Source organism: Planosporangium spinosum (assembly GCF_049999945.1).
Taxonomy (GTDB): Bacteria; Actinomycetota; Actinomycetes; order Mycobacteriales; family Micromonosporaceae; genus Planosporangium; species Planosporangium spinosum.
This window is the reverse complement of record NZ_JBLYUB010000007.1, coordinates 133,269-159,530: the sequence shown is the minus strand read 5'-3', so window position 1 is coordinate 159,530 and position 26,262 is coordinate 133,269. Positions and strand designations below refer to the sequence as shown.

At 73.7% G+C, this 26,262-nt stretch carries 27 protein-coding genes; 13 read left to right on the top strand and 14 right to left on the bottom strand.

Annotated features, from left to right (window positions below; all coding sequences use genetic code 11):
- Positions 1-6 precede the first annotated feature (6 nt).
- On the bottom strand, positions 7-861 hold the full coding sequence (locus ACNTMW_RS12275; RefSeq protein WP_426633589.1) for a hypothetical protein: 855 nt from the start codon (positions 859-861) through the stop codon (positions 7-9).
- Positions 862-1,031: 170 nt separating this feature from the next.
- Complete coding sequence (locus ACNTMW_RS12270) at positions 1,032-1,535, bottom strand: SAV_6107 family HEPN domain-containing protein (protein ID WP_426633588.1); 504 nt, start codon at positions 1,533-1,535, stop codon at positions 1,032-1,034.
- Positions 1,536-2,230: 695 nt separating this feature from the next.
- On the opposite strand from ACNTMW_RS12270, the gene ACNTMW_RS12265 reads away from it, so the two are divergent.
- The 7 genes from ACNTMW_RS12265 to ACNTMW_RS12235 all read left to right on the top strand — a co-directional run bounded on the left by ACNTMW_RS12265 (position 2,231) and on the right by ACNTMW_RS12235 (position 8,707).
- Entirely contained in the window at positions 2,231-3,244 is a 1,014-nt protein-coding gene (locus ACNTMW_RS12265) for an EamA family transporter (RefSeq protein WP_426633587.1), read from the top strand.
- A gap of 102 nt (positions 3,245-3,346) precedes the next feature.
- Complete coding sequence (locus ACNTMW_RS12260; protein ID WP_426633586.1) at positions 3,347-3,835, top strand: YbaK/EbsC family protein; 489 nt, start codon at positions 3,347-3,349, stop codon at positions 3,833-3,835.
- Positions 3,832-4,659, top strand: a complete 828-nt coding sequence (locus ACNTMW_RS12255) for a monooxygenase (protein ID WP_426633585.1) — start codon at positions 3,832-3,834, stop codon at positions 4,657-4,659. The genes ACNTMW_RS12260 and ACNTMW_RS12255 overlap by 4 nt, the downstream gene beginning before the upstream one ends.
- On the top strand, positions 4,656-5,210 hold the full coding sequence (locus tag ACNTMW_RS12250) for a GNAT family N-acetyltransferase (protein ID WP_426633584.1): 555 nt from the start codon (positions 4,656-4,658) through the stop codon (positions 5,208-5,210). The genes ACNTMW_RS12255 and ACNTMW_RS12250 overlap by 4 nt, the downstream gene beginning before the upstream one ends.
- 61 nt (positions 5,211-5,271) lie before the next feature.
- Positions 5,272-6,084, top strand: coding sequence for a carotenoid biosynthesis protein (locus ACNTMW_RS12245; protein WP_426633583.1), 813 nt, complete (start codon positions 5,272-5,274; stop codon positions 6,082-6,084).
- Positions 6,057-7,232, top strand: a complete 1,176-nt coding sequence (locus ACNTMW_RS12240; protein WP_426633733.1) for a glycosyltransferase family 2 protein — start codon at positions 6,057-6,059, stop codon at positions 7,230-7,232. The genes ACNTMW_RS12245 and ACNTMW_RS12240 overlap by 28 nt, the downstream gene beginning before the upstream one ends.
- Positions 7,229-8,707: a phytoene desaturase family protein gene (locus ACNTMW_RS12235; protein WP_426633582.1), complete on the top strand. Its 1,479-nt coding sequence runs from the start codon at positions 7,229-7,231 to the stop codon at positions 8,705-8,707. Before ACNTMW_RS12240 ends, ACNTMW_RS12235 begins: the two co-directional genes overlap by 4 nt.
- 117 nt (positions 8,708-8,824) lie before the next feature.
- Here the strand turns inward: ACNTMW_RS12235 and ACNTMW_RS12230 are convergent, their stop codons facing one another.
- Together ACNTMW_RS12230 and metF are read right to left on the bottom strand one after the other, a co-directional pair.
- Positions 8,825-9,472 carry a CDP-alcohol phosphatidyltransferase family protein gene (locus ACNTMW_RS12230; RefSeq protein WP_426633581.1) on the bottom strand — a complete coding sequence of 216 codons (648 nt, stop codon included), beginning with the start codon at positions 9,470-9,472 and terminating at the stop codon, positions 8,825-8,827.
- Positions 9,469-10,389, bottom strand: coding sequence for a methylenetetrahydrofolate reductase [NAD(P)H] (metF, locus tag ACNTMW_RS12225; RefSeq protein ID WP_426633580.1), 921 nt, complete (start codon positions 10,387-10,389; stop codon positions 9,469-9,471). The genes ACNTMW_RS12230 and metF overlap by 4 nt, the downstream gene beginning before the upstream one ends.
- A gap of 496 nt (positions 10,390-10,885) precedes the next feature.
- Here metF and ACNTMW_RS12220 point away from each other — a divergent pair, with 496 nt between their 5' ends.
- Positions 10,886-12,217, top strand: coding sequence for a helix-turn-helix domain-containing protein (locus ACNTMW_RS12220; protein WP_426633579.1), 1,332 nt, complete (start codon positions 10,886-10,888; stop codon positions 12,215-12,217).
- A gap of 25 nt (positions 12,218-12,242) precedes the next feature.
- Positions 12,243-13,298 carry a polyprenyl synthetase family protein gene (locus ACNTMW_RS12215; protein ID WP_426633732.1) on the top strand — a complete coding sequence of 352 codons (1,056 nt, stop codon included), beginning with the start codon at positions 12,243-12,245 and terminating at the stop codon, positions 13,296-13,298.
- A gap of 43 nt (positions 13,299-13,341) precedes the next feature.
- Here the strand turns inward: ACNTMW_RS12215 and ACNTMW_RS12210 are convergent, their stop codons facing one another.
- From ACNTMW_RS12210 to ACNTMW_RS12200, 3 genes are read right to left on the bottom strand one after another with little or no spacing between them, the layout of a single operon-like run.
- Complete coding sequence (locus ACNTMW_RS12210) at positions 13,342-13,665, bottom strand: lycopene cyclase domain-containing protein (RefSeq protein ID WP_426633578.1); 324 nt, start codon at positions 13,663-13,665, stop codon at positions 13,342-13,344.
- A complete protein-coding gene (locus ACNTMW_RS12205; protein WP_426633577.1) occupies positions 13,662-14,066 on the bottom strand; it encodes a lycopene cyclase domain-containing protein in 405 nt (134 codons plus the stop codon). The genes ACNTMW_RS12210 and ACNTMW_RS12205 overlap by 4 nt, the downstream gene beginning before the upstream one ends.
- 12 nt (positions 14,067-14,078) lie before the next feature.
- On the bottom strand, positions 14,079-14,423 hold the full coding sequence (locus ACNTMW_RS12200; protein ID WP_426633576.1) for an Rv2175c family DNA-binding protein: 345 nt from the start codon (positions 14,421-14,423) through the stop codon (positions 14,079-14,081).
- Between the two features lie 115 nt (positions 14,424-14,538).
- Between ACNTMW_RS12200 and ACNTMW_RS12195 the strand changes: the two genes are divergently transcribed.
- The 3 genes from ACNTMW_RS12195 (at position 14,539) to ACNTMW_RS12185 (ending at position 18,478) form a co-directional block, all read left to right on the top strand.
- Positions 14,539-15,384, top strand: a complete 846-nt coding sequence (locus ACNTMW_RS12195; RefSeq protein ID WP_426633575.1) for a hypothetical protein — start codon at positions 14,539-14,541, stop codon at positions 15,382-15,384.
- Positions 15,385-15,497: 113 nt separating this feature from the next.
- Positions 15,498-17,567 carry a Stk1 family PASTA domain-containing Ser/Thr kinase gene (pknB, locus tag ACNTMW_RS12190; RefSeq protein WP_426633574.1) on the top strand — a complete coding sequence of 690 codons (2,070 nt, stop codon included), beginning with the start codon at positions 15,498-15,500 and terminating at the stop codon, positions 17,565-17,567.
- A gap of 23 nt (positions 17,568-17,590) precedes the next feature.
- Complete coding sequence (locus ACNTMW_RS12185) at positions 17,591-18,478, top strand: deoxyribonuclease IV (RefSeq protein WP_426633573.1); 888 nt, start codon at positions 17,591-17,593, stop codon at positions 18,476-18,478.
- A gap of 44 nt (positions 18,479-18,522) precedes the next feature.
- Here the strand turns inward: ACNTMW_RS12185 and ACNTMW_RS12180 are convergent, their stop codons facing one another.
- From ACNTMW_RS12180 to ACNTMW_RS12150, 7 genes are all read right to left on the bottom strand, one after another.
- A complete protein-coding gene (locus ACNTMW_RS12180) occupies positions 18,523-19,557 on the bottom strand; it encodes a threonine aldolase family protein (RefSeq protein WP_426633572.1) in 1,035 nt (344 codons plus the stop codon).
- Entirely contained in the window at positions 19,550-20,941 is a 1,392-nt protein-coding gene (locus tag ACNTMW_RS12175; RefSeq protein WP_426633571.1) for a class II 3-deoxy-7-phosphoheptulonate synthase, read from the bottom strand. The genes ACNTMW_RS12180 and ACNTMW_RS12175 overlap by 8 nt, the downstream gene beginning before the upstream one ends.
- Positions 20,942-21,098: 157 nt before the next feature.
- Positions 21,099-22,073 carry a magnesium transporter CorA family protein gene (locus tag ACNTMW_RS12170; RefSeq protein ID WP_426633570.1) on the bottom strand — a complete coding sequence of 325 codons (975 nt, stop codon included), beginning with the start codon at positions 22,071-22,073 and terminating at the stop codon, positions 21,099-21,101.
- Positions 22,074-22,090: 17 nt separating this feature from the next.
- A complete protein-coding gene (locus ACNTMW_RS12165) occupies positions 22,091-23,188 on the bottom strand; it encodes an acyl-CoA dehydrogenase family protein (protein ID WP_426633568.1) in 1,098 nt (365 codons plus the stop codon).
- Positions 23,185-24,363 carry an acyl-CoA dehydrogenase family protein gene (locus tag ACNTMW_RS12160; protein WP_426633567.1) on the bottom strand — a complete coding sequence of 393 codons (1,179 nt, stop codon included), beginning with the start codon at positions 24,361-24,363 and terminating at the stop codon, positions 23,185-23,187. The genes ACNTMW_RS12165 and ACNTMW_RS12160 overlap by 4 nt, the downstream gene beginning before the upstream one ends.
- Positions 24,364-24,365: 2 nt before the next feature.
- Positions 24,366-25,115 (bottom strand): 3-oxoacyl-ACP reductase FabG, encoded by a 750-nt coding sequence (fabG, locus tag ACNTMW_RS12155; protein ID WP_426633566.1) that lies wholly within the window; start codon positions 25,113-25,115, stop codon positions 24,366-24,368.
- Between the two features lie 39 nt (positions 25,116-25,154).
- The gene (locus ACNTMW_RS12150) at positions 25,155-25,748 is read right to left on the bottom strand and encodes a TetR/AcrR family transcriptional regulator (RefSeq protein WP_426633565.1); all 594 of its coding nucleotides are present in this window, start codon (positions 25,746-25,748) and stop codon (positions 25,155-25,157) included.
- Positions 25,749-25,774: 26 nt separating this feature from the next.
- On the opposite strand from ACNTMW_RS12150, the gene ACNTMW_RS12145 reads away from it, so the two are divergent.
- Positions 25,775-26,227 carry a MaoC family dehydratase gene (locus tag ACNTMW_RS12145; RefSeq protein WP_426633564.1) on the top strand — a complete coding sequence of 151 codons (453 nt, stop codon included), beginning with the start codon at positions 25,775-25,777 and terminating at the stop codon, positions 26,225-26,227.
- Positions 26,228-26,262 lie beyond the last annotated feature (35 nt).

Below are 26,262 nucleotides of genomic sequence, written 5' to 3'. Positions count from 1 at the left end.
GCCCGGTCAGCCCGTCGCCCGGAGCACGTCACGAGCCCGGCCCGCCGCGGCAGGAGGCGTCCGGCCCAACGTTCGCTCCAGGTGTCCGGCCAGCGGTCCGGACACCTGAGGCCACCACACCTCGGTGCGCTTGGGCGCGGCGGCGGACCCACGGCCGCGCGCCATGATGGTGAGCTGCCGGCAGCGCAGGCGGCCGTGGCCCTGTCCCAGGCCGTGCCACACCCCGCGGACGGCGTCGAAGGTGATGTCCGCGCCGTCCCAGCGCCCGTACGACACGAGCACGCTTCCGCGCTGCCTGGCCCGCGCGGCCAACCGGTTGGCGGTGGACGGGGTGATCGGACCGGGTGGCGCGGCGACCACGATGTCCACCCCGTCGAGCAGCGCCGCGACGACCGTGGTCCAGTCGGGGCCGGGGTGGGGTACGAGCGCGAGCCGGTCGAGGGCGATGCCGGCCTCGGCGGCGGCGACCGCTCCGAGCGTGGGTACCCCGACGACCGCGCACCAGGAACCGGCGCCCGACGCGGCGGACAGCAACGCGAGGAGCAGCGAGGTGGCTCCGGTGGACCGGGCACCGGCGGACCGGGCCGGACGGGTCGGTCCGCCGTCGGCCGACGGGTCGGTGGCGGTGGTGGCGACCGCGACCGTGGCGCCCCGGCGCAGTCCCCGGCCGGGGAGAAGGGCCCGTAACTCGGGCAGGACGGGCAGGAGTCGTTCGCTGCCGAGGGCACCGGCCGTGTGGTCGCTGGCGCGCCGGATCGTGCCGGTCAGCGCGGCCGCCCGCACGATGGCCAGTCCCTTACCGGAGCGACCGATCCCGGCGGTGTGGTCGGCGGCGCCGGAGCGGCCGCCCGGCGCGCCCATGATCGATGCCAGCAGATCGGACGCCGGGTTCGGTGCTGGCGTCGGATGTGCCGTTGGCACGGTGCCCGCCGGCGAAGTTGCTGTCGACAAGCCGGCCAACGCGGCTTCTCCCCCCGTTGATGTTCCTACCCCGGGCCCTCCCCAGCCCGGGGTGCGAGTAGCGCCCGGCGTCAGCTCGCCAGGCGGCGGTCACCGTCCAACAGGGGCTGGTAGGACAGGCCGAGGGAAACCTCCACGAGCGCGATGAACTGTTCCGCCGAGCGGATCAGGTCGTCGGCCTCCCGTGCGGTGACCACGCGGGGGATGCCTGCCTCGGCGGCGGCCCGCTTCGAGGCGGTGGCGGCGAAGAAGGAGGCCCACTCGCTCAGCTCCGGCGCTACCAGGACCAGCAGCGCCCAGACGCTGGTGAGGCGGCTGCGCCGGCCGGGCGCGGGACGGGCCCGTGCGGCGAGCACGGCCGCGGCGGCACGCAGGGCGGCGAGGTGGGCGGTGGCGTAGCGGATTCCGTCCTTGCGGGTCTCGGCGGCCTCTTCCAGTCCCTGGCGGGCCAGCGAGATCAGCTCGCGCGGGGTGCGGTGAGGGAGCGCGTGTGCGGGAACCGGCAGTTCCTGGCGCCCGTCCTGGGGGGTGACGGACCTGGGGCCAGGGATGGCGTGAGATCGGTTCGTCGGCATCGGGTCTCCCTCAAGCTGTGCTGGTTGCCGCACGTCGTGCCGGTTGCCGCACGCTGTGCTGGTTGTCGAATACCGCTGCGGAGGAAGACGCAGCGGCGTGCCGGCCGGGCATGGAGCTTCCCCACGCCACGCCCGGCCGGTGGACCGCCAGCCGCCGCCCGGGGGTCGGGGGTGACGGCTGGCGGTCCCGCCGTGAGGCCGGCCCTCAATGACCGGACCTCGAGCGGTGTCGCGACCCGCTTTCGGAAGGAGGCGCCGCGAATCGCCCCTTCCGAACAGTCGAACGAGTGTTCGAACTACAGGTAAGAGTACACCGGCCCCCCGACAAAAACTCAATGCTCAGCCAAGATTTTCGAACAGAGGTTCGAGTCACCCCACCGAGTCGGGACGAGTCGGCAATATGGTCTGCTTTATGCCGAGCGATGATCCGCGGTAGCCGAGCGGCCCGGCACGACGGCAGCCGAGCGGCCCGGCACGACGGCAGCCGAGCGGCCCGGCTCGACGGCCGGACCTGCCCGACCGGGAGGGCTGCCGCCGGGCCGTACGGCGGGCGGGAACGGGGAGGAGTGCGGGGTGCACGACCTGAGGAGGAAGACCGGCGACGGCCGGTTCCGGGTTCGGCCGGTCACCCGGGTGACCGGCCGGCGCGTACGCGTCGAACCGTCTTGACGCCCCGTCCCGCCCTGGGAGCCGGCATGGTGGTCGCCTCCGGGGCCCTGTTCGCGCTCAACGGCACCGTAGCCAAGCTCGTCCTGCGGGCCGGCATGGACCCGATGCAGCTGACCACCCTGCGGGCCACCGGCGCATTCGTCGGGCTCCTCGTGCTGACCCTGGCGCTCGCCCCCCGCCGCCTGCGCTTCACCCGTCGCGAGTTGCCGCTGCTGGTCGGGTACGGACTGGCGGGCTTCGCGTTCGTACCGCTGCTGTACTTCATCGCCATCAGCCGGCTACCGGTCGGCATCGCGCTGCTGTTCGAGTACACCGCACCGCTCCTGGTCGCGCTGTGGGCCCGGTTCGGCCAGCGCCAACCGGTACGCCCGCGGTTGTGGGTCGGGCTGGGGCTGAGCATCGCCGGGCTGGCCGGGGTCGCGGAGATCTGGGGAGACCTGCGGCTCAACCCGGTCGGTATCGCCGCGGGCCTCGGCGCGGCGGCGCTGCTGGCCGTCTACTACCTGGCCGGCGCGCGTGGCGCGGCCCGGCGCGACCCACTGTCGCTGACCTGCCTGGCGTTCGGCTTCGCCGCCGCCGTCGGCGCCGTCCTCCGGCCGTGGTGGCACTTCCCCGGCCACCTGCTGCGCGCCACCAGCGGCGGCGTGCCGGTCTGGCTGCTGTGCTGCTACGTCGTACTCCTCGGCTCCATCGCGCCGTACCTTCTGGTCTCGGCGTCGCTGCGGCACCTGCCGCCCACCAGCGCCGGGATCGTGGGGATGGTCGAGCCGGTGTTCGCCGGTGCGATCGCCTGGCTGGTGCTGGACGAAGCGCTGGCCCCGGCCCAGTTGGCGGGCGCCGCGCTCATCCTCGTCGGGGTCGTCCTCGCCGAGACCGCCCGGACGACCGACGGGACCACGACCGACGGGACCACGACCGACGGGACCACGACCGGCCGGACGACGGCCGGCCGGACGACGGCCGGCCGGACGACGGCCGGCCGGACGACGGCCGGAGCGGTCGCACCGGAACCCGCGGTGGCCGAGATACCGCCAATCTGAGGCCGGCGGCGCCCACAACGCCGGCGGCGCCCGCAGCGCCGGCATCGACCGAAAACCCCCCGCGCCCGACCTTTCCCGGCGTCATCGGCCAAGATGGGATCCATGCAGCTTCACCCCAACGCGCAGGCGGTACAGGACGCGCTCGGCTCGGCGGGTGCGCGCGACGCCGAGGGCCGGCCGAGCACGGTGCGGGTCCTCCCCGACGCGGTCCATACGGCAGTGGCGGCAGCGGCGGCGCTGGGCGTACAGGTCGGTCAGATAGCCAACTCCCTCATCTTCGACGCCGACGGCGAGGCGCTGCTCGTCCTGACCTCCGGTGCCCACCGGGTCGACACCGCGAAGCTGGCCAGGCTGGTGGGCGCGCGGAAGGTACGCCGGGCCACCCCCGACTTCGTCCGCAACCACACCGGCCAGCCGATCGGCGGCGTGGCACCGCTGGGCCATCCCAAGCCGGTACGCACCTTCGTGGACGCCGCGCTGGAAAGCTACGACCAGATATGGGCGGCCGGCGGCATCCCGCAGGCGGTCTTCCCGATCACCTACGCCGAACTGGTCCGGGTGACGTCGGGAACCCCCGCCGAGGTGGCGTGAGCGGATACCCCGACGCCTCGGCGGGGCTCGTCACCCTCCACGTCTGGCGGGTGTCACCGGCCGCGCTGCCCCGCGCGCTGTGGCGGATGGCGCTCGACCGGCGCCGGCTGCGCCGTACCCCGGGGGTGTCGTTCGCGAAGCTGCTCGGCACGGGGCGTGATCTCCGGTTCTCCCCCGGCAACGCGGATCCCACCCGGTGGGCCGCCGTCGTCGCGTGGGACGACGCGGCCGCCGCCGTCCGCTTCGACGACTCGCCGGTCGGTCGGGCCTGGGCCCGGCTCGCCACCGCGCACTGCCGGCTGACGCTGCGACCGCTGACGAGCCGCGGTACGTGGGCCGGTCGTGACCCGTTCCCGGTGCCGGCCCCGCCGCCGGACCGGACCGACGACCCGGTGACCGACGACCCGGTGACCGACGGCCCGGTGACCGACGGCCCGGTGACCGACGGCCCGGTGACCGACGGCCCGGTGACCGACGGCCCGGTCCTCGTGCTCACCCGCGCCCGGCTGCGCCCGGGCCGGGCGGCGGTGGCATTCTGGCGGACGATTCCCGGAGTCGCGGCGACCCTGCCGACCGCACCGGGCCTGCTCGCCGCGTTCGGCATCGGGGAGGCCCCCCTGGGCTGGCAGGGCACGGTCAGCCTGTGGCGGAGCACCACGGACCTCGTAGGCTTCGCGTACGGTCGGTCCGAGCACCGGGCCGCGGTCACCGCGACCCCGCTGCGCCGGTGGTACGCGGAGGAGCTGTTCACCCGGTTCGCGGTGCTCGACGTCGACGGCGACCGCGACGTGCTCGGCTGGAACGGAAGGGACGACCGCGGATGAGGCTCGTGGCGTGGCAGCCCGACGACCTGGTGCACCGGCTCGACGAGGTGATCGAGGTGTACGGCTCGGCCATGGGTTACCACGCCGACCTGTTGCAGACCCGCCGCGGGTACGTGGCCGCACACGCCGGCCGGCCGGGTTTCCGGGCCGTGGCCACGCTCGGCGACGACGGTTCGCTGCTCGGCTTCGGCTACGGGTACACCTCGACGCCCGGCCAGTGGTGGCATGACCAGATCCGGGCGTCGCTGCGCCGCGACGACGGCAAGGCGTGGATGTCGGACTGCTTCGAACTGGTGGAGCTGCACGTCCGCCCGTCCACCCAGGGGCACGGCATCGGCCAGCGGCAACTGCGCGCGCTGCTGTCCGGTGTCGCGCACCACACCGTGCTGCTGTCGACCCCGGAAGCCGACGAGAGCATCTCGCGCGCCTGGCGGCTGTACCGCCGGTTCGGCTTCGTCGACGTCCTGCGCAACTTCTACTTCCCCGGCGACGACCGCCCTTTCGGGATCCTGGGCCGGATCCTGCCACTACCCGCGCACGTGCCGGCGTGAGACCCGGCGGTCGGACGTGAACCCCCGTGCCGACGTGAACGTTCGGAGATCCCCCGCCGGTGTGAATCTCCGGTGGGCCGGTCTGGCCGCGCTGGTGGTCGCCGAGATCGGGTACCCGCTGGTCGACGGCGCGACCCGGGCGCGGCTCACCGTGCTGACCGTGCTGCTCGGGTTCGCCGTCTCGGTCGCCCACGCCGCGGCCAGCCGGGGACGGCGGACCGCCGTCGCGCTGGTGGCCGTCACCGCCGGCGGCGGCCTGACCGTCGAGGCGCTCGGGGTGGCGACCGGTGTCCCGTTCGGCACCTACTCCTACGGCGACGCGCTGGGGTTCACGCTGTTCGGGGTACCGCTGGTGATCCCGCTCGCGTGGACCTGGATGGCGTGGCCGGCATGGCTGGCGGCGGGCCGGCTCGTGGCCCCGGTGCCGCTGCGGGTACCGCTCGCCGGGCTCGCCCTGGCCACCTGGGACCTGTTCCTCGACCCGCAGATGGTCGCCGAAGGGTACTGGCGGTGGCGCGACCCGCGGCCGGCGCTGCCCGGCGTACCCGGCATCCCGCTCACCAACTACCTGGGGTGGCTGCTCGTCGCCGTCATCCTGATGGCGCTGCTGGCGGCCGTCCTGGCGCTGCTCGCGGCCGCTGCGGGCACCCGCCGGCCGGGGGTGGACGCGCCGATGTACGTGCTGTACCTGTGGACGTACGCCTCCGGCGTGCTGGCGCACGCGGTGTTCCTGGACCTGCCGGCGTCGGCGGCGTGGGGCGCGCTCGGCATGGGGTCGGTGGCCGTCCCCCTGGCGGTGGCCCTGTGGCGCGGCCGCTCCCGGCCACCCCGGCACCCGGCGGCACGATCGGAACCGCACCGGGTGGCGACGTGATCGCGCTCGCGCTCGCAGCCGCCGTCGCCGCGTTGACCGCGCACACCCTCGTCAACGCCGCGCTGCTGCGCCGGCCGGCGCCCCGGCCGGCCGGCACCGACCGGTCGGTCGCCGTTCTCCTGCCGCTGCGCGACGAGGCGCACCGGGTCGAGCCGTGCCTGCGCGCGCTGCTGGCGCAGCGGGGCGTACCGCACCTGGAGATCGTCGTCCTCGACGACGGCTCCACCGACGGGACACCCGCCCTCGTACGGGCGGTCGCCGGCGACCGGGTACGGCTGCTGGCCGGTGCTCCCCCACCGCCCGGCTGGCTGGGCAAGCCGCACGCGTGTGCCCAGCTCGCCGCCGCGACGCAGGCCGAGGTCCTGGTGTTCGTCGACGCCGACGTGGTGCTCACCCCGGACGCGGTCGCCGCCGCCGTCGCGCTTGTCGATGGCGGGAACGGCGAAGGCGACGGGAAGAGGGAAGGTGACCGGAACGGCGACGGCGGCGCGGACGGGTTCGACCTCGTCTCCCCGTACCCGAGGGTCGTCGGGCAGCCCCTGGTGCAGCCGCTGCTGCAGTGGTCCTGGCTGACCTTCCTGCCGTTGCGCGCGATGGAGCGGTCCCGGCGGCCGTCGCTGGCCGCCGCCGGCGGGCAGTTCCTCGTCGTGCGGGCCGCCGCCTACCGGCGGGCCGGCGGTCACGGGGGCGTGCGTGACCGGGTACTGGAGGACATCGAGCTGGCCCGCGCGGTCAAGCGGTCCGGCGGGCGGATCGCGTTCGCCGACGGGTCGGCGCTCGCGACGTGCCGGATGTACGCGTCGTGGCGGGAACTGGTGGACGGGTACGGCAAGTCGTTGTGGGCGTCGTTCGGCTCGCCGGCCGGTGCGGCGGCGGTCCTGTCCGCGCTGCTGGCGCTGTACGTGCTGCCGTTCGCGCTGATGCTGACCGGCTCCCTCGCCGGGCTCGCCGGGTACCTGTGCGGCGTCGCCGGCCGGATGGTCGCCGCCCGCGCCACCGGCGGCCGCCCGTTCCCCGACGCGCTGGCCCACCCGGTGTCGGTCCTGGCCTTCGCCTTCCTGGTCGTGGTGTCGTTCCGGCGCCGCCGCCGGGGCGGGCTGCGCTGGAAGGGCCGGCCGGTCGAGCCGTCGACGACGGTGGGCGCATGAGCGAGGTCGTGGTGGTCGGCGCCGGCATCGGGGGCCTCGCGGCAGCGGCGCGGCTCGCGGCGGCGGGCCACCGGGTCACCGTGTACGAGCGCGCCGCCGCCGTCGGCGGCAAGCTGGGCCGGCACGTCCGCCGGACCCGCGCCGGTGAGTTCCGCTTCGACACCGGCCCGAGCCTGCTCACCCTGCCGCACGTGCTGTCCGACCTGCTCGGCGACGACCTGGCCGGGCACCTCGTCGAGCTGGACCCCATCGTGCGCCACCGCTTCGCCGACGGTACGGTCCTCGACTCGTGTCGCGACCAGGCGGAGTTCGCCCGTCGCATCGCGGACGCCCTGGGCGAGCGGTCGGCCGACGAGTGGCGGCGGCTGTGGCGGCGCGCCGAGCGGGTGTGGGAGGCGTCCTGGCGGCACGTGCTCACCGCCCCGGCCCGCTCCACCCTGGGACTGTCCCGGCTGGCCTGGCGGGTCGGCGACCTGGCCGCGATCGGGCCGGGGCAGACCGTCCGGAGCGCCGGCCGCCGGTACCTGTCCGACCCGCGGCTGCGCACCCTGCTGGAACGGTACGCCACCTACTCCGGTGCCGACCCGCGCCGCGCGCCGGCCGCGCTGCTGGCCATCCCGTACGCCGAGATGCGCTACGGCGGCTGGTACCTGCGCGGGGGCCTGGCCACCCTGGCCGACGCCCTGCTGGCCCGCTGCGACGTCCTCGGTGTGACGGTGCGCACCGGCGCCCCGGTGGCGGAGATCGACGCCGCCGGCGGCCGGGTGCACGGAGTACGGCTGGCCGACGGTGGGTACGTGCGCGCCGACGTCGTCGTGGCCAACGCCGACGCCCTGGAGGTGTACCGGGACCTGCTGCCCGACCGGCGCCGGGCGGCCCGGCTGCGCGAGCGCAGTCTCGCCGGCTTCGTCCTGCTGCTCGGCGTGCGCGGGCGTACCCCCGGCCTGGCCCACCACACGGTGCTGTTCCCGCGGGACTACGACGGCGAGTTCGACGACGTCTTCGGCCATCCGCGCCGGGGCGTACCGGCGCGGCCGGCCCGCGACCCGGCGGTCTTCGTCACGGTCGCCGACGACCCGCTGGTCCGCCCGGACGGCCACGAGGCATGGTTCGTCCTGGTCAACGCGGCGCCGCAGGGCGACAACGCGGCGGGCGTCGACTGGACCCGCCCCGGCGTCGCGGCTCGGTACGCCGACCATGTCCTCGACCTGCTCGCCGCCCGGGGCGTGGAGGTACGCGACCGGGTGCTGTTCCGCGACGTGCTGACCCCGGCCCACCTGGCGGCGATGACCGCGTCGCCGGGCGGGGCGATCTACGGTACGCCCGCGCACGGGCTCGCCGGCCTGCGCCGACCCGGCAACCGGGGGCCGGTGCGCGGGCTGTTCCTCGTCGGCGGGTCGGTGCACCCCGGCGGCGGCCTGCCGATGGTGATGCTGTCGGCGAAGATCGTGGCGGCCCAGGTCGGCTCGGCGTAGTGCGGCCTGGGCCGGCTCGGCGTAGTGCGACCTGGGCCGGCTCGGCGTGGTGCGACCTGGGCCGGCTCGGCGTGGTGCGACCTGGGCCGGCTCGGCGTGGTGCGGGCCCGGCCCGGCTCAGCGGAGTTTCGCGCGGACCGTGACGAGGAGCTGGCCGAAGCCGACCGCCGCCAGGACCGCCCAGACGCCGACCACCACGACCACGGCCGTACCCGTGGTGAACCCGCCCACCAGCAGGGCCGCCACGACCAGGATGATCCGGGTGGGCCGCTCGGCGACCGTCACCGCCCCGATCTCGGCCATGCCCGCCGCCCGTCCCATCGCCCGCAGGTACTCGTGCAGCCAGGAGAGGCCACCGCAGGCGAGCAGCAGCCAGCCGGGCACGCCCAGCAGCCACAGCGCCACCAGCCAGCACGCCTCGCCGACCCGGTCGGCCAGCCCGTCGTACGCCTGCCCCAGGCGGGACGCGCGGGCGGTCAGCACCGCGACCGCGCCGTCGGCCGAGTCCGCGACGGCGGACAGCAGCACCAGCGCCGCGCCGAGCAGCGCGCCGCCGGGCGCGCGCCACACCGCGACGGGTACCCCGGCCGACAGCGCCAGCCCGACACCGGTGACCACGGCCGGCGTGGCGCCGAGCCGGGCCGCGGCACGACCGGAGGTGTACGCGATCCGCAGCCAGCCCCGCACGAACGGCGAACCGGTCCGGGGGTCGTACCCGCCGTGCAGGTCGCGCCAGTCCGCCGCGTACTCGTCCCAGGTCTTCATCCGGCCGGGGTGCGCGCCCCGAGGTTCTGCCAGATCTCCCTGGTCGCCGTCGACCGGTTGAGGGTGATGAAGTGGATTCCCGGCGCGCCCTCGGCCAGCAGCCGCTCGCACAGCTCGGTGGCCACCTCGACGCCGATCTCCCGCACCGCCGCCGCGTCGTCGGCGACGGCGTGCAGCCGCTCGGCCAGGTCGGCCGGGAAGGCCGCGCCGGACAGCTGCGCCATCCGCTCGATGTTGCGGACGCTGGTGACCGGCATGACTCCGGGGATGATCGGTACATCGCAGCCGCGCGCGGTCACCGCGTCGCGCAGCCGGGCCCAGTCCTGCCAGCGGAAGAAGAACTGGGTGATGGCGAAGTCCGCGCCGGCGCGGCACTTGCGGACGAAGTAGTCCACGTCAGTGTCGAAGTCGGGCGAGCGCGGGTGCTTCTCCGGAAACGCGGCCACCCCGACGCAGAAGTCGCCGCTGTGCCGTACCAGCTCGACCAGCTCGCTGGCGTGGCGCAGGCCCTCGGGGTGGGCCACCCAGTCCGCCTGCGGGTCGCCGGGCGGGTCGCCGCGCAGCGCCAGGACGTTGTGGATGCCGGCCTCGGCGTAGTTGCCGATGACCCGGCGCAGCTCGGCGACCGAGTGGTTGACCGCGGTCAGGTGCGCCATCGGCAGCAGGGTGGTCTCGGTCGCGATCCGCTCGGTCACCGCGATCGTGGTGTCCCGGGTGGAGCCGCCCGCGCCGTAGGTGATGGACACGAACGACGGCCGCAGCGACTCCAGCTCGCGGATGGCCTGCCAGAGCAGCCGCTCGCCCTCGGCGGTCTTGGGCGGGAAGAACTCGAACGAGAACGTTGGCCCGGACGAGCGCACCAGGTCACCGATCGCCGGTCTCTCGCCGGGCATCACCGAGGGGAGTCCGAGTGCCACGCTGGGACTTTACCCAGGTGAACCGGTAACGGTCGTCGTTGTCCCGACAAATGGCCACGTGATCTGCGACGCGGACCGTCGGGTACGGGTCGGACGGCTTCAGTGGCATTCCGGCGGCAGCACGAAGGTGTCCCGACCCTGCCGGGTGCGTACCAGGCCGCGCTCGTTGAGGAGCCGCACAGCCGCGCGCACCGTGCCCCGCACCGACCGGGGCACCGCGCAGGTTCCGCCCCACTACGGCCACGGCGGTGGCTGGATCTCCGGCGCGGGCCGCCCGGGCGCCTGGCCACGGCGCCACTTTCCCAATCTTGGAAAGTTAGGCACCAATACCGGTGCCCAACTTTCCAAGATCTACGAAGCGCCGGTCCGGTCGGCCGCGTCGGGCGCCGCGCCACCCCCGAACCGTCGCACCCCTGCGGTACGACTGACGCCACGGGGGTCACCGCACGCACAGGGGGTCGCGAGGAGTTGGCGTCGACCGTACGGAGGTTGCCCGATGACGCCGTCGCGGCCGGAGTACGACCCGGCACCCGGGCCAGAGTGCGCCCCGCAGCCAGGCCCGGAGTCCATCGGAGCGCTGATCACCCGGGTGCGGCTGGCGTCCGGATGGTCGCAGCTGCGGCTGGCGGAACTGTTGTGCGCCACGGCCGGCGCACCGACCCTGACCAGGAACGAGATTTCCCGCTGGGAGCGCGAGGAACGCATCCCGGGCCGGCGCTGGCTGCGGTGCCTGTCGGCCGTTCTCGGCATCCCGCTCGACGCGCTCGAACGGGCCGCCGCGGTCGCCCGGCTACGACGCGGTGAACCACCGGCCGACCGGAACCCGCCGGCCGGTCCGCACCCGCCAACCGACCCGTACCTGCCAGCGGTCACCGGCGCGACGCTGACGACCCGGATCGCGGCGCTGCGATGGATGGACGATCTGGTCGGCGGCGCCGACCTGAGCCGGCTCGCCGGCCGGGAGCTGGCGGCGGGGCTCCGCCTGCTCCGCGCGGACGGGCTACCCGAGCGGCGGCGCCGGCAACTCCTGCCGGCCGTCGCCGAGCTGGCCCAGGTGACCTGCTGGGTGGCCGCCGACGCGGGCGCGCGCGGGCGGCTCCGGCGGGCGCACCGGGTCGGCGTCGAGGCGGCGGCCGCCGCCGGCGCGTACCCGATCCTGGGCCACCTGCTGGCAACCCTCGCCCACCTGGATGCCGGCCCGGCCGAGGCGCTGGAGCTGGCCCGGCGCGGGTACCGGCTGGCCCGGCCCGCGGCATCGACCGGCACCCGGGCCCTGCTCCTGCACCGGGTGGCGTTCGCGGCGGCACGGACCGGCGCGCGCCGGGACTGCGAACGGGCGCTCGCCGCGGCCGAACGGGCGTACCAGCGGCGCGACCCCGGCACGGACCCGCCCTGGCTGTACTGGTTCCACGACGCGGAGCTGACCGCGATGACCGGCCGCTGCTACGCGGCGGCGGGCCGGCCCCGGACCGCCGAACCGCTGCTGCGCACGGCGCTCGCCGACCGGCGGATCCGGTTGCGGGCCGGTGCGCTGTACGCCGGCTGGCTCGCCGCGGTGCAGCTGGACACCGGCGAGGTCGAGGCGGCCTGCGCGACCGCCCGCGCGGCGCTGCTCACCACGGTGCGGGTCGGCTCGGTCCGGGCGCTGCGCCAGCTCACCTCGCTGCATCCGCGCCTGCGGGCGGCGCGGTCGGTACCGGCCGTCCGCGAGTACGCCGAGCTGTACCGCTCGGCGGTCGCGTACCTCCCCGACCGTGCGGTCGCGCACCTCCCCGACCGCGCAACAGCCTCGGGGGGCGCTGCGTCGGCCCGCTCCGGGTGCAGCTAGGTTCGGGCACGTGACGGCGTCTGTGTTGGATCGGGCTGGGCTGCGTACCCGCGTGGACTCTGCCCTCGGCGCGTTTCTGACCCGCCGGCGCGAGCAACTGGCGGGCATCGACGAGGCGCTGCTCCCCGTCGCCGAAGCGATCGAGAAGTTCGTGCTCGGTGGCGGCAAGCGGCTGCGGCCGGCGTTCACGTACTGGGGCTACCGGGCCGCCGGTGGCGCCGACCGCGACGAGGTGGTCGCCGGGGCGGCCGCGCTGGAGTTCGTACAGGCCAGCGCCCTCATCCATGACGACGTGATGGACGCGTCCGACACCCGCCGGGGTGAGCCCGCGGTGCACCGGCACTTCGCGGCACTGCACCGGGGCGCGCGATGGCTGGGCGAGCCGGCCGACTTCGGCACCGCCTCGGCGATCCTGCTCGGTGACCTGTGCCTGGTCTGGTCGGACGAACTGCTGCACGGCAGCGGGCTCGACCCGGTGACCCTCGCGCGGGCGCGGAGCGTCTTCGACGAGATGCGCACCGAGGTGACCGTCGGGCAGTACCTCGACATGCACAACCAGGTCACCGGCGACACCTCGCTGACCCGGGCGGGTCTGGTGGCGCGGTTCAAGTCGGCGAAGTACACGGTGGAGCGCCCGCTGCTGCTCGGCGCCGCCTTCGCAGACGCCCCCGACGAGGTGTTCCGGGCGTACTCGGCGTTCGGCCTGCCGCTCGGCGAGGCGTTCCAGCTCCGCGACGACGTCCTGGGGGTGTTCGGCGACCCGACCGTCACCGGCAAGCCGGCCGGCGACGACCTGCGCGAGGGCAAGCGCACCTATCTGGTGGCGGCCGCCTTCGACGCGGCCGACGAGGCGCCGGCGCGGGAGCTGCGCGCCGGTCTGGGCGACCCGACGCTCGACCGGGCGGGTATCGACCGGCTACGCGAGATCATCACCGCGACCGGGGCGCTGCGGCGCACCGAGGAGCGCATCGCCGAGCTGACCGCGTCCGCGCTCGCCGCGCTCGACACGGTGCCGCTGGACCCGGCAGGCGCCGAGGCGCTGCGGGAACTGGCTGCCGCCGCCACGAGCCGCCTGACCTGACACCCCGGTCACCCATGATCCGCGGAGACTTCGCGGCCTTGGGCTATGACTCTGCGTGGTCTTCACGATCACGGGAGTCCCGGCGGCCCAGGCGCACCCACACCGACAGCGTCGTCAACACGAGCGCGAAGCCGAACGCGAGATCCTCGATCGGCGCGTACGCCAGCCGCAGGCCCAGGATCGCGGCCGGGTTGTACCGCACCACCCCGAACCCGGTCAGCACACCGTTGGACAGCAACTGAAAGCCGAAGATGATCGGGTACGTGGCCCAGAACACCAACCGGGTCACCAGCCGGGTCCGCAGCAGCGCGAGGTCGACGACGAGCGCGCCGAGCACCCCCAGCAGTGCCGCGACGGTGTACGTCACGGTGCCTCCCCCGGGCGGTCGAGGCCCGTCGCTGAGCCGTCCCGCCGGAGCGGAGCGGAGCCGTCCCGCCGGAGCGGAGCGGAGCCGTTCCACCGGGCCAGCACCGTGCGGACCGCCTCGAAGCCGAGGATCGCGCAGACCGGTACGACCAGGAAGAACAGCAGCTCCTCCAGCGGCAGTCCACCGGGCAGCAGTACCCCGGTCGTCTGGGCGGCGTCGAAGCTCCAGTGTCCGGCGGCGATCGCCGCGACGTCCCACGCCGTGAACACGGTGGCGACCGGCAGCAGCGTCAACAGCAGCCGCCGCCACCGACGCAGCACACCCACCCGCAGGACCGGTTCGAGCCAGAGCGCCCCGGCCAGGCAGCCGAGCAGTACGGCGAGGTAGAGGAGGTGGCGCACCTGGCCGGCCGGTCAGAACCCCAGCGCCTGCGCGCGGCGCTTGACCTCGGTGGCCCGGTGGCCCGACAGCGCGGTCGCCGGGGTACCGGGAAGTGACTCATCCGGCGTGTACAGCCACCGAAGCGCCTCTTCGTCGTTATACCCAGAGTCACGCAGCAAGGTCAGCACGCCGGGAAGGTGTTTGAGTACCGTGTCACCAGCCACCAGCTCCGCGGGAACCCGCAGCACGCCGTCGCGGCGTACCGCGAGGAGCCGGTTCTCGCGCAGCATGTCGTGCACCTTGGTGATCGGGATACCCAGCTGCTCGGCGATATCGGGCAACGCCAGCCACTCGGCCGGCTGCTCAGCGTCGGTCACCTCTTCACCCTGCCATGTCCCGAGTCGGCGGATCCAGCCGACCCGTCCGTACTAGATCAACCACGAGACCACGAGACCGCGAGCAGCGAGTGACGGTACGGAAAGGGACAGCGTCGTGAATCCCTGGGAGACGATGCGCCGGGAGATCCTTGACGCCTGGCGCTCGATCCGGTCCGACCGCGGCCACCGGACCGGGGTCGGCAACCACAACGGGGTCGGCAACCGGACCGGTGGCGCGACCGGCCCGGATCATGCCGCCGGCGCCGCCCGTTTCGACGCCGTGATCCGGGCCGGCGACGGGGCGAGCGTCGGCTGCCCGAACGGCGGGCCCGGCGGTCGGCTCGGCACGGACGGTGCGAGGTTCGGCGCGGACGCGAGCGGTCGGCTCGACGCAGCCGCAGCCGCAGACGCAGACGCCTGGCGCCGCACGTCGCTGCCGGCTCGGGAGAGCATCTGGGCACCACTGAGAGATCCCCGCCGGATGCTGGCAGCGGGGACCGTGGCGAGCGTCATCGCCGCGTCCGCCATCGGTACCTTCTTCGCCGTCACCGGAAGCCTGGGCGTCCTGGTCGCCGACGCGAGCGCCGACACACCGGCTTCGCAGACGGTATCGGCGACGTCCACACCGGCGCCGGGCTCGTCCGGGGTGCCCGGGCACCGTCGGAGCGCGCCGACACGCCACCCCTCCGCGCCGGCCTCGGCGCCCGGCTCGGCCGGGCCGGCGGCAAGCGGGCTCCCGTCGGGGACGCCGGCCTCCGATACCCCGGCCACGGCGACGGCGACGGCGACTCCGGTGCCGACGACGACTCCGGTCCCGGACGCATCGTCCACCTCGACTCCGGCGGAGGCTCCGGTGAAACCGTCGGCGGTACAGAGCCCGGTGCCCGAGGACGCACCGTTGACCACGCCCGGTAAGAAGCCGTCACTGACCGTGACTCCACCCGCCGAGGCGGCGCCGTAGACCGACTCGCAAGCCGCACCGCCACCCCGCCGACCTGGGAATATCAGCCCACCAACGCCCCGCGGCACGGCTCGCTGAACGTGTCGCCGTGATTCGCCGTACACTCGCTGCCGATGGACACGACAGTCGCCGACTCTCTCATCGGGGCGCTCATCGACGGACGCTACCGCGTTCGCGCGCGGGTCGCACGCGGCGGGATGGCGACCGTCTACACAGCCGTGGACGAACGGCTCGAGCGCACCGTCGCGTTGAAGATCATCCACCCGACACAGGCCAGTGAGCCCCGGTTCCTCGAACGGTTCACCGACGAGGCCAAGGTCATCGCCCGGCTGACCCACCCCAACGTGGTCGCCGTCTACGACCAGGGCACCCACGAGGGCCTGCCCTACCTGGTGCTCGAGTACGTCCGCGGCCGAACGCTGCGCGAGGTGCTCACCGACCGGCGGCGGCTGGCACCGGCCGACGCGCTGGCGATCATGGAACAGATGCTCGCCGCGATCGCCGCCTCGCACCGCGCCGGGCTGGTGCACCGCGACGTCAAGCCGGAGAACGTCCTGGTCGCCGAGGCGCCCAACCACAGCCTGCTGGACAGCGTCGTCAAGGTCACCGACTTCGGGCTGGCCCGCGCGGTCGAGGAGGCCAGCACCGACGCTCCGAGCAGCGGCGGGCAGCTGCTGGCGACCGTCGCGTACGTCGCGCCGGAACTGGTCACCGACGGCCGCGCCGACCCGCGCTCGGACGTGTACTCGGCCGGGGTCGTGCTGTTCGAGATGCTCACCGGCCGGGTGCCCTATGAGGCCGAACGCCCGATCGAGGTGGCCTGGCAGCACGTCGACCGCGACATGCCGCCCCCGTCGCGGTACGTGCCCGGCCTGCCCCCGGTCGTCGACGACCTGGTGACACGGGCCACCCGCCGGGATCCCGACGCCCGCCCGAGCGACGCCGGCACCCTGCTGGCCGAGGTGCAGGACGCGCGCGACGACCTGGGTACGGCTTCCGGACCGCCCCGGGTACGGCCGGAGGCCGCCCCGACGATGATGGTCCCCCGGTACGACGGCGCCGCCGGCTCCGACGCCACGACGCACCTGCCCCGGACCGACGCCACGGTGCACATGCACCAGCCGCAGGTCTCGGCACTGGCGGAGACCGTACCGGGGAACGGGCTCCGCCCGGTGCCGCCGGAGCGCCCGACCTGGGCCCGGCTGCCCGGATCCGCGACCCCGGCGAGCCCACAGCCGCGTGTTGCCCGGCAGCGGCCCACCGACGCCCGCCCGGCCGGCGGTGGCCTGAAGGCGCTCAAGGACCGGGTGCTCGGCAGCCCACGCGGGCGGCTGTCGGTCGCGGCCGCCCTGGCCGTCCTGGGCCTGCTGGTCGCCGTGACCGGCTGGTGGTTCGGGATCGGCCGGTTCACCGACGCGCCCAACCTGGTGGCCCTGCAGAAGGGCCAGGCGCAGGCGCTCGCGCAGCGGAACGGCTTCACGGTGCGTTTCGACGCCGGCCACTTCAACGAGAACAAGCCCAAGGACACGGTGCTGTCCCAGCACCCGGCTCCGGGTAGCCGGGTCGTCTCCGGCAGCACGATCACCCTGTCGCTGTCGCTGGGCCCCGAGCGCTACCTGCTGCCCGAGGAGGGGGGCAAGGAGGCCGGCCTGGTGCAGGCCGAGCTGACCCAGCTCAAGCTCGTCGTGGAGACGGTGCAGGTGTACGACGACGCGGTGCCGGCCGGCACCGTGGTCAGCACCGAGCCGCCGGCCCAGACGGAGGTGAAGCCGGGCACGAAGGTCACCGTCAAGGTCAGCAAGGGCCGGGCGCCGGTCACCGTGCCGAGCGTGATCGGCCAGCCGCTCGACCAGGCGCAGGCGGCGCTGACCGGCCAGGGCCTCAAGGTCGCCGTCAAGCAGCAGGACAGCAACAAGCCGGCCAACACCGTGCTCGCGCAGGACCCGACCGACGGCACCGGTGTGGAGGCCGGTGCGACCGTGACCCTCACCGTGAGCAAGGGCCCCGCCGCCGTCCCGGTACCGGACCTGGGCGGCCGGGACGCCGAGGAGGCCAAGGCGATGCTGGCCCAGGTGGGGTTGCAGGCGCAGGTCATCGGGGGTGGCAAGGTTCGCATTCAGAACCCCCCGGCCGGCCAGCCGGTCCCGCCGGGTACCACGATTGTCCTGTGGTGCTTCGGATAGATCCGGTTGAACTCCGTCCCCCGGTGATCGGCGGACACGCGACGGTATCGGGTGGGCTGGCCAAGGCGGGCCTGCGGTACCTGGAGCGCAGCGAAGCCACGGCGCTCCAGGTGTACGTGTCGAACCCGCGCGGTTGGGCGCTCGCGGCCGGCGACCCGCGCCAGGACGAGGCGTTCGCCACCGGCTGCGCCGACCGGGCGGCTGTCGCGTACGTGCACGCGTCGCTGCTGGTCAACCTCGGCTCGCCGACGCCTGCCACGGTGGAGCGCTCGGTGGCGACGCTGGAGCACGCGCTCCGCCGGGGCGCGGCGATCGGGGCCCGTGGGGTGGTGTTCCACGCCGGCAGCGCGGTGGACGCCGCCCACGCCGACAAGGCCATGGTCCAGGTGCGCGAGGCGCTGCTGCCGCTCCTCGATCTCGCGGCCGCCGAGGGCCTGCCGAAGCTGATGGTCGAGCCGAGCGCCGGCGGCGGTCGCTCGCTCGCCGCGCGGGTGGAGGAGCTGGGACCGTACCTGGACGCCGTCGACCGCCACCCCTGGCTGGGTACCTGCTTCGACACCTGCCACGCCTGGGCCGCCGGGCACGACCTGGCCGCACCGGGCGGCATGACGGAGACGCTGGACGCGCTGGTCGCCGCGGTCGGCGCGGACCGGCTGTGGCTGGTACACGCCAACGACTCCAAGGACACCTGCGGCTCGACCCGCGACCGGCACGAGTCGGTGGGCAAGGGCACGATCGGCGAGAAGGCGTTCGCCGAACTGCTGGCGCACCCGGCGGCCCAGGGCGTACCGATGATCGTGGAGACGCCGAACGACGACGGCGTGGGGCATCCCGCGGACATCGCGCTGCTACGGTCTCTGGCCCCTAAGGACCTCGCCCCGACGCCCCTCGTTAACGCGCCCCGTCCATGATCACGGAAGTTCCTCCGTGCGGGAACACGGAAGAATTTCCGTGATCATGAGAGGAGTGACGTCAGGACGTCGATCGCCCGGTCCACGCCTTCGTCGTCGACGTCGAGGTGGGTGACCAGGCGGGCCAGGCGTGGGCCCATCACCGACACGAGGACACCCGCGTCGCGGGCGGCGGCCCCGAGCGTGGGCGCGTCCATGGGCGCCTTGGTCAGGTCCAGCGGAACGATGTTGGTCCGTACCGCCTGCGCGTCCACGATGCCGAACGGCGCGAGCGCCGCCGCGAGCCGGGCGGCCCGGGCGTGGTCGTCGGCGAGCCGGCCGACATGGTGGCGCAGCGCGTACTGCCCGGCGGCGGCGAGCACGCCGGCCTGGCGCATGCCGCCGCCCATCCGCTTGCGGATCACCCGCGCCTTCTCGATCTTCTCGGTGGAGCCGACGACGAGCGAGCCGACCGGGGCGCCGAGGCCCTTGGACAGACAGACCGACAGGGTGTCGAACAGCCGGCCGTAGGTGGCGAGCGGAACCTGGTCGGCGACGTGGGCGTGCCAGATCCGGGCGCCGTCACAGTGCAGGGCCAGGCCGGAGTCGTCCGCGATCGCGCGCAGCCGCTCCAGGGTGGCCAGCGGGATGACGGCGCCGCCGGCGCGGTTGTGGGTCTGCTCGACCGCGATCGCCCGGGTGGTGACGGCGTGGTACCCCTCGGGGCGGATCATCGCCGCGATCTCGTCGGGGTCGAGGTCGGCACCGCGCGCCGGCCAGGTGCGGCTGGACACCCCACCGATCGCGGCCGCCGCGCCGACCTCGTAGTTGACCACGTGCGCGTCCGCGTCGCAGAGCAGCTCCTCGGCCGGCGGGACGACGAGCTGGATGGCGATCTGGTTGGCCATCGACCCGGTCGGGGTGAACAGCGCCGCCTCGTGCCCGAACAGCGCGGCGACCTCCGCCTGGAGGGCGTTGATCGTCGGGTCCTCGCCGTACACGTCGTCGCCGACCTCGGCCGCGGCCATCGCCTCACGCATCGCGTGCGTCGGCCTGGTGACGGTATCGGAACGGAGATCGACGAGCGCCCGGTCAGCCACGGAGCATCTCCGCCACGAGGAAGGCGAGCTCCAGCGACTGCTGGGTGTTCAGCCGCGGGTCGCACGCGGTCTCGTACCGCTCGGACAGGTTGAGCTCCTCGATCGCCTGGGCGCCGCCCAGGCACTCGGTGACGTCCTCGCCGGTCAGCTCGACGTGCAGGCCGCCCGGGTGGGTACCCAGCTCGCGGTGCACCTCGAAGTACCCGAGCACCTCGTCGACGATCCGGTCGAAGTGGCGGGTCTTGTAGCCGTTCGACGACTCGATCGTGTTGCCGTGCATCGGGTCGCACTGCCACACCACGCGGGCGCCGGAGGCGGTCACCTTCTCGACGATCGCGGGCAGCGCCTCGCGGACCTTGCCGTTGCCCATCCGCGCGATCAGCGTGAGCCGGCCCGGGATGTTCTCCGGGTTGAGCTTCTCGCACAGCTCGATCGCGTAGTCGGGCGTGGTGGTCGGCCCGAGCTTCACGCCGATGGGGTTGGCGATCCGGGAGATGTAGTCGATGTGCGCGCCGTCGAGCTGCCGGGTGCGCTCGCCGACCCAGAGGAAGTGCCCGGACAGCCCGTACGCCTTCGACCCGACGATGCGGGTCAGCGGCCGCTCGTACTCCAGCGCCAGGGCCTCGTGCGAGCAGTACAGCGTGACGGTGCGCAGCGCCTCGTCCTCGGTGACACCGCAGGCCTTCATGAAGCCCATCGCCCGGTCGATCTCGCGCCCGATCGCCTCGTAGCGCTGGCCGGCCGCGGACTCGCGCACGAACCCCTTGTTCCAGTCGTGGACCGCGTGCAGGTCGGCCATGCCACCGCCGAGGTACGCCCGGAGCATGTTCATCGCGCTCGACGCGTTGGCGTACGCCCGGATCATGCGCTGCGGGTCGGCGACCCGCGCATCCGGGTCGGGGTCCAGCGAGTTGATCATGTCGCCGCGGTACGCCGGCAGCCCGAGGGCGTCGAGGGCGGACGAGCGGGGCTTGGTGTACTGCCCGGCGACCCGGCCCACCTTGATCACCGGCAGGCTCGCGCCGTACGTGAGCACGACCGCCATCTGCAGCAGCGTGCGCGCGTTGGCGAGCAGGTGGGCCTCGGTGTTGTCGGCGAACGTCTCGGCGCAGTCACCGCCCTGCAGCAGGAACGCCTTGCCGTCGGCGACCAGGGCGAGCCGGTCGCGCAACTGGTCGACCTCGTACGGGGCGACGATCGGCGGGACGGTGTTGAGCACCGACGCCACCTCGTCGACCACCGACGGGTCGGGCCACGGCGGGGTCTGCGCACGGGGCAGGTCACGCCAGCGGTCGAGACCGAAGGCGTCGATGTCGTCCTGGGTCAGCGCCTGACGGCCGATCTCCGGACCTGGGTAACGGAAGTGGTGCCACTCTTCTGGCATGACGACCAGGGTACTTTCGCCCGCGGACGGCGTGGGGTGGGAGTAGCGTGATCCCGACCGGTGGACACGGGAATACCCCCCGGCACGGCGGGAAACCTGTCCCGAGACGCGGGAAATCTGTCCCGAAAGGCGGGAAATCCGGCCCCGGCGATCGCCCTCAGAGCCATTCCTTGCGCTTGAATGTGACGAACAGCGCAATCGACAACGCGACGGTCACCAGCGTCGAGGTCACGAAGCCCCAACCCGTGCCGAAGCCGGGGTACGGCACGTTCTGGCCGTAGAAGCCGGTGACCGCCGTCGGCACCGCGATGATCGCCGCCCAGCTCGTCACCTGCTTCATGATCAGGTTCATCCGGTTGCCCTGGACGGTGAGGTTGGTCTCCAGGATCGTGGTGACCAGGTCGCGCAGCGACTCGGTCCACTCGGTGGCGCGCAGGACGTGGTCGTACACGTCCTGGTAGTACGGCGTCATCGGCTCGGTGACGACGTGCAGCGTGGGCCGCATCAGCGCGTTGACCACCTCCCGCATCGGCAGCACCACCCGGCGCAGCACGACGAGGCTACGGCGCAGGTGGAAGGAGCGCCGCTGCACGGCGCGCAGCGGCGGCCGGTCGGTGTCGAACAGCAGCCCCTCGACGTCCTCCAGCGACGTGTCCAACTCCTGCACGGCGGCCATGTGCCCGTCGACGAGGTGGTCGAGCAGGCCGTACAGCAGGAACGCCACTCCGTACCGGGCCAGCTCGGCGTTGTCGTCCCAGCGGCGGACCACCTCGTCCATGTCGACGCGGTCGTCCCGGCGCACCGTCACCAGGGCCCGCGGCGTGACGAAGATTCCCACTTCGCAGGTGGTGAGCCGGCCGTGCCGGCTGTCCAACTGGATGCCGTAGGCGGAGATGAACAGGTGCGTGTCGTACCGGTCGAGCTTCGGACGCTGGCCGAAGTTCAGCGCGTCCTCGACGGCCAGGCGGTGCAGCCCCAGCTCCTCGCTGATCAGGTCGAAGTCGGCCTGCGACGGATCACACAGGTCGAGCCACACCACGGTCTGCTCGTCGGCAAGATGGTCGGCGATCTTCTCGACCGGGAAGTCCTCGGCCTCGAGGGTCCCGTTGCGGTACAGCCGGGTGCGCGCCATGCGCACAGGGTAGGCGTTCAGCTCGAAATATCGACCAATCCGGCCAGCGCGGCGCGGTGCCGCTCGGCGGTGCCGAACGCGATGGCGTCGCTCTTGGCCCGTTTGAGGTACAGGTGGGCCGGGTGCTCCCAGGTCATCGCGATCCCGCCGTGCAACTGCACGCACTCCTCGGCCGCCCGGACGGCCACCGGCCCGCAGTGCGCCTGCGCCAGCGAGGCCGCCACGGCCAGGTCCGGGTCACCGCCGGCCAGGCAACCGGCGGCGTACCGGGCGACCGCGCGGGCCTGGGTCACCGCCACCCACAGCTCCGCGAGCCGGTGCTTGAGCGCCTGGAACGAGCCGACCGGCCGGCCGAACTGGTGGCGCGTCTTCACGTACCCGACGGTGGTTTCCAGGCACCACCCGGCGATGCCGAGCTGCTCGCCGGCGAGCAGGACCGCTCCGGCCCGCCAGGCACGCTCCCACGCCACGCGGGCCGGCTCACCGGCGGCGAGCCGACGGGCCGGGGCCGCCTCGAACGTCACGTCGGCCAGCCGCCGGGTCAGATCGAGAGACAGGATCGGGGTACGGGTCACCGCCGCGGCGTCGACGGCGTAGAGCGCGTCGTCGGCGAACACCAGCAGCACGTCGGCCGTGAGAGCGTCGGCGACGCTGGTGACCGTGCCGGTCAGGGTGCCGCCGTCGGCGCGTACCGATACCGGCGGGGTCGGCGTCGGCCCGGTCGACAGCGGTACGGCGAGCACCGCCGTGCGCTCCCCCGCCGCGACCGCCCGGAGCAGGTCGTCCTCCAGTTCCAGCAGGGCCGCGGTCGCCGTCGCCGCCCCGAGGTACGGCACCGGCGCGACCGCGCGGCCCAGCTCCTCGGCGACGACGGCCACCTCGCGCCAGGACGCGCCCGCGCCGTCGAACGTCTCGGGTACGGGCAGCGCGGCGACCCCCACCTCGGCGGCGAGGGTGCGCCAGAGCACCTGGTCGTAGGGCTCGTCGCTCTCGGTGCGCTTGAGCACCGCGGTCCACGGCGCCCGGTCGGTCAGCACCCGGCGGACGGTCCCCCGCAGCTCCTCCTCGACGTCGCTGTACAGCAGGCTCATCGCGCCGCCTCGACGCTCGCTCATCGCGGCAGGTCCTTCCACGCGACGTCCTTGTCGACCCGGATCTCCGGCGGCAGCCCGAGCACCCGCTCGGCGATGATGTTCGCCAGGATCTCCGAGGTGCCACCCTCGATCGAGTTGCCCTTGGCCCGCAGGTACCGGTAGCCGGGCGAGCGCCGGTGCCACTCGGTACCGTCGGGCCGGCGCATCGTGTAGTCGTCGTAGCGCAGGCCGTCGGAGCCCAGCAGTTCCAGCTCGAAGCCGGAGATCTCCTGGTTGAGCGTGGCGAAGGCGTACTTGACCGCCGACCCCTCGAAGCCCGGCTGCCCGGTGGCGAGCTGCTCGCCCAGCCGCTGGGCGGTCAGCCGGCCGGCCTCGGCGGCCACCCACAGCTTCATCAGCGCGTCGTGCTGGCCCGGCGTACGCAGCTCCGGCCGCTCCCGCCAGGTGTCGGCGACGACACCGATGAAGCCGCCCTCGCGCGGGACGGCGCCGCCGCCGATCGCGACCCGCTCGTTCATCAGCGTGGTCTGCGCGACCCGCCAGCCCTCGCCGACCTCGCCGAGCCGGTGCGCGTCCGGGATGCGTACCCCGGTCAGGAACACCTCGTTGAACTCCGCCTCGCCGGTGATCTGGCGCAGCGGCCGCACCTCGACGCCCGGGTCGGTCATGTCGCAGACGAAGTAGGTGATGCCCTGGTGCTTGGGCAGCGCCGGATCGGTACGCGCGATCAGGATCGCCCACCGGGCCTCGTGGGCCAGCGACGTCCAGACCTTCTGCCCGTCGACGATCCAGTCGTCGCCGTCGTTCACTGCCCGGGTGCCGAGGGCGGCGAGGTCGGAGCCGGCACCGGGCTCGCTGAACAGCTGACACCAGACCTCTTCGCCGGTCCACAGCGGGCGCAGCCACCGCCGGCGCTGCTCGTCGGTGCCGTGCCGCAGGATCGTCGGCGCGGCCATGCCCAGCCCGATGGCGATCCGCGTCGGCTGGTTGTCCGGCGCGCCCGCGGCGGCGAACTCGTCGTCGACGACCGGCTGCAGCGAGCGGGGCGCACCCAGCCCGCCCAGTCCCGGCGGGAAGCTGATCCAGGCCAGGCCCGCGTCGAAGCGGGCGCGCAGGAACTCCAGCCGGTCGGTGGTGGCGGGGTCGTGGTCTCGCAGGAAGGCGCGGACCCGCTCGCGCAGCTCGGTGGCGTCCATGACTAGTTGAGCGGTCCGCCGGCGACGTAGATGACCTGGCCGGACACGAAGCCCGCGCTCTCGCTGGCGAGGTACGAGATGGCGTGCGCGACGTCCTCCGGGCGGCCGACGCGGCGGACCGGGATCTGCTTGGCGGCGGCGGTCTGGAACTCCTCGAAGTCCATGCCGACCCGCGCCGCGGTCGCGGCGGTCATGTCGGTCACGATGAAGCCGGGCGCCACCGCGTTGACCGTGATGCCGAACTGGCCCAGCTCGATTGCCAGGGTCTTGGTGAAGCCCTGCAGGCCGGCCTTGGCCGCCGAGTAGTTGGCCTGGCCGCGGTTGCCGAGCGCGGAGCTGCTCGACAGGTTGATGATGCGACCCCACTTCTCCTGGGTCATGTACTTCTGGGCCGCCCGGCTCATCAGGAACGCGCCGCGCAGGTGCACGTTCATGACCGTGTCCCAGTCGCTGTCGCTCATCTTGAACAGCAGGTTGTCGCGCAGCACGCCGGCGTTGTTGACCAGCACGGCCGGCGCGCCCAGCTCGTCGGCGATCCGGGTGACGGCGGCGTCGACGGCCGCGGAGTCGGAGACGTCGGCGCCCACCGCGATGGCCCGCCGCCCGGTCTTGGTGATCCGCTCGACGACATCGGCGCAGGCCGCCTCGTCGAGGTCCAGCACGGCGACATCGAATCCGTCGGCGGCCAACCGCTCGGCGGTGGCGGCACCGATACCTCGGGCACCGCCGGTAACGATCGCGACTCGGGCCATGATTCGTCCCTCCAAAAGAACATGCACTCGTGGTGCACTCTACTGATCGGTAAATGGTTGGGAAAGTAGCGAGTACAGGGTGCGCGCCAGCACCTGGCGGGCCGCCGGAACACTCAGCCCGAGGTGGTCGCGCAGCGCGCACCACGCCGGCCAGGTGCTCGCCGCGGTGAGCGCGTTGAGCAGCTCGTCCGCGTCCGCGCCCGCCGCCTCCAGCTCGACGGCGAACAACTGGGCCAGCTCGTCGCGGGCGATCTGGTACTGCCGGGCCCGGTTGGCCCGCAACTGCGCCGAGAACGGTTCCCGCAACTGCGCGGCGCGGGCGACTGGCGCCAGGAACTCCAGTACCTGGGCGCGCTGCCGGGCGAGCGCCGCCACCCGCTGTTCGAGGGGCAGCCGCGGGCTGATCCGCCGCGCCAGCTCGGCCTGCCGCTCGAGCTGGCGCCGACCGGCCGCCGCGTACAGCGTCTCCAGGTCGGCGAAGTTCGTCCACAGTGCGCGCAGCGAGACACCGGCACGTTCGGCGATGCGCTCCCCGCTCGGGCGCAGGTCACCCTCGGTCATCAGCTCCAGCAGCGCGTCCACGACGGCGCGCCGGGTGCGGATGGCCCGTGCCGTACGACCGTCGACGTTCACAGCCAAAGAACTTACACTCCGAGTGCATGAGAGAGTTCCCGTCTTTGGCCGCCCTCGCGGACGCCGTCGGCCAGCACCTCGGATACAGCGACTGGCTGGAGATCGACCAGAAGAGGGTCGATCTGTTCGCCGACGCGACCGGTGACCACCAGTGGATCCACGTCGATCCGGAGCGGGCGGCCACGGGGCCGTTCAAGCGGACCATCGCGCACGGCTACCTCACCCTGTCGCTGATCCCCATGCTCAACACCCAGGTCTACCGGGTCGACGGGGTACGCATGGGCATCAACTACGGACTCAACAAGGTCCGCTTCCCCGCACCGCTGCCCGTGGGTAGCCGGGTGCGGGCCGGCGTCGAACTGGTCGAGGTCACGCCGGTCGAGGGCGGGGTGCAGGTGGTCGGCCGGGTGACCATCGAGGCCGAGGACGGCGCCAAGCCCTGCTGCGTCGCCGAAACGGTGGCGAGGTACTACGCGTGAGCGAGCGAACCGGCAGGCTCAGCGCGCGGGTGCCT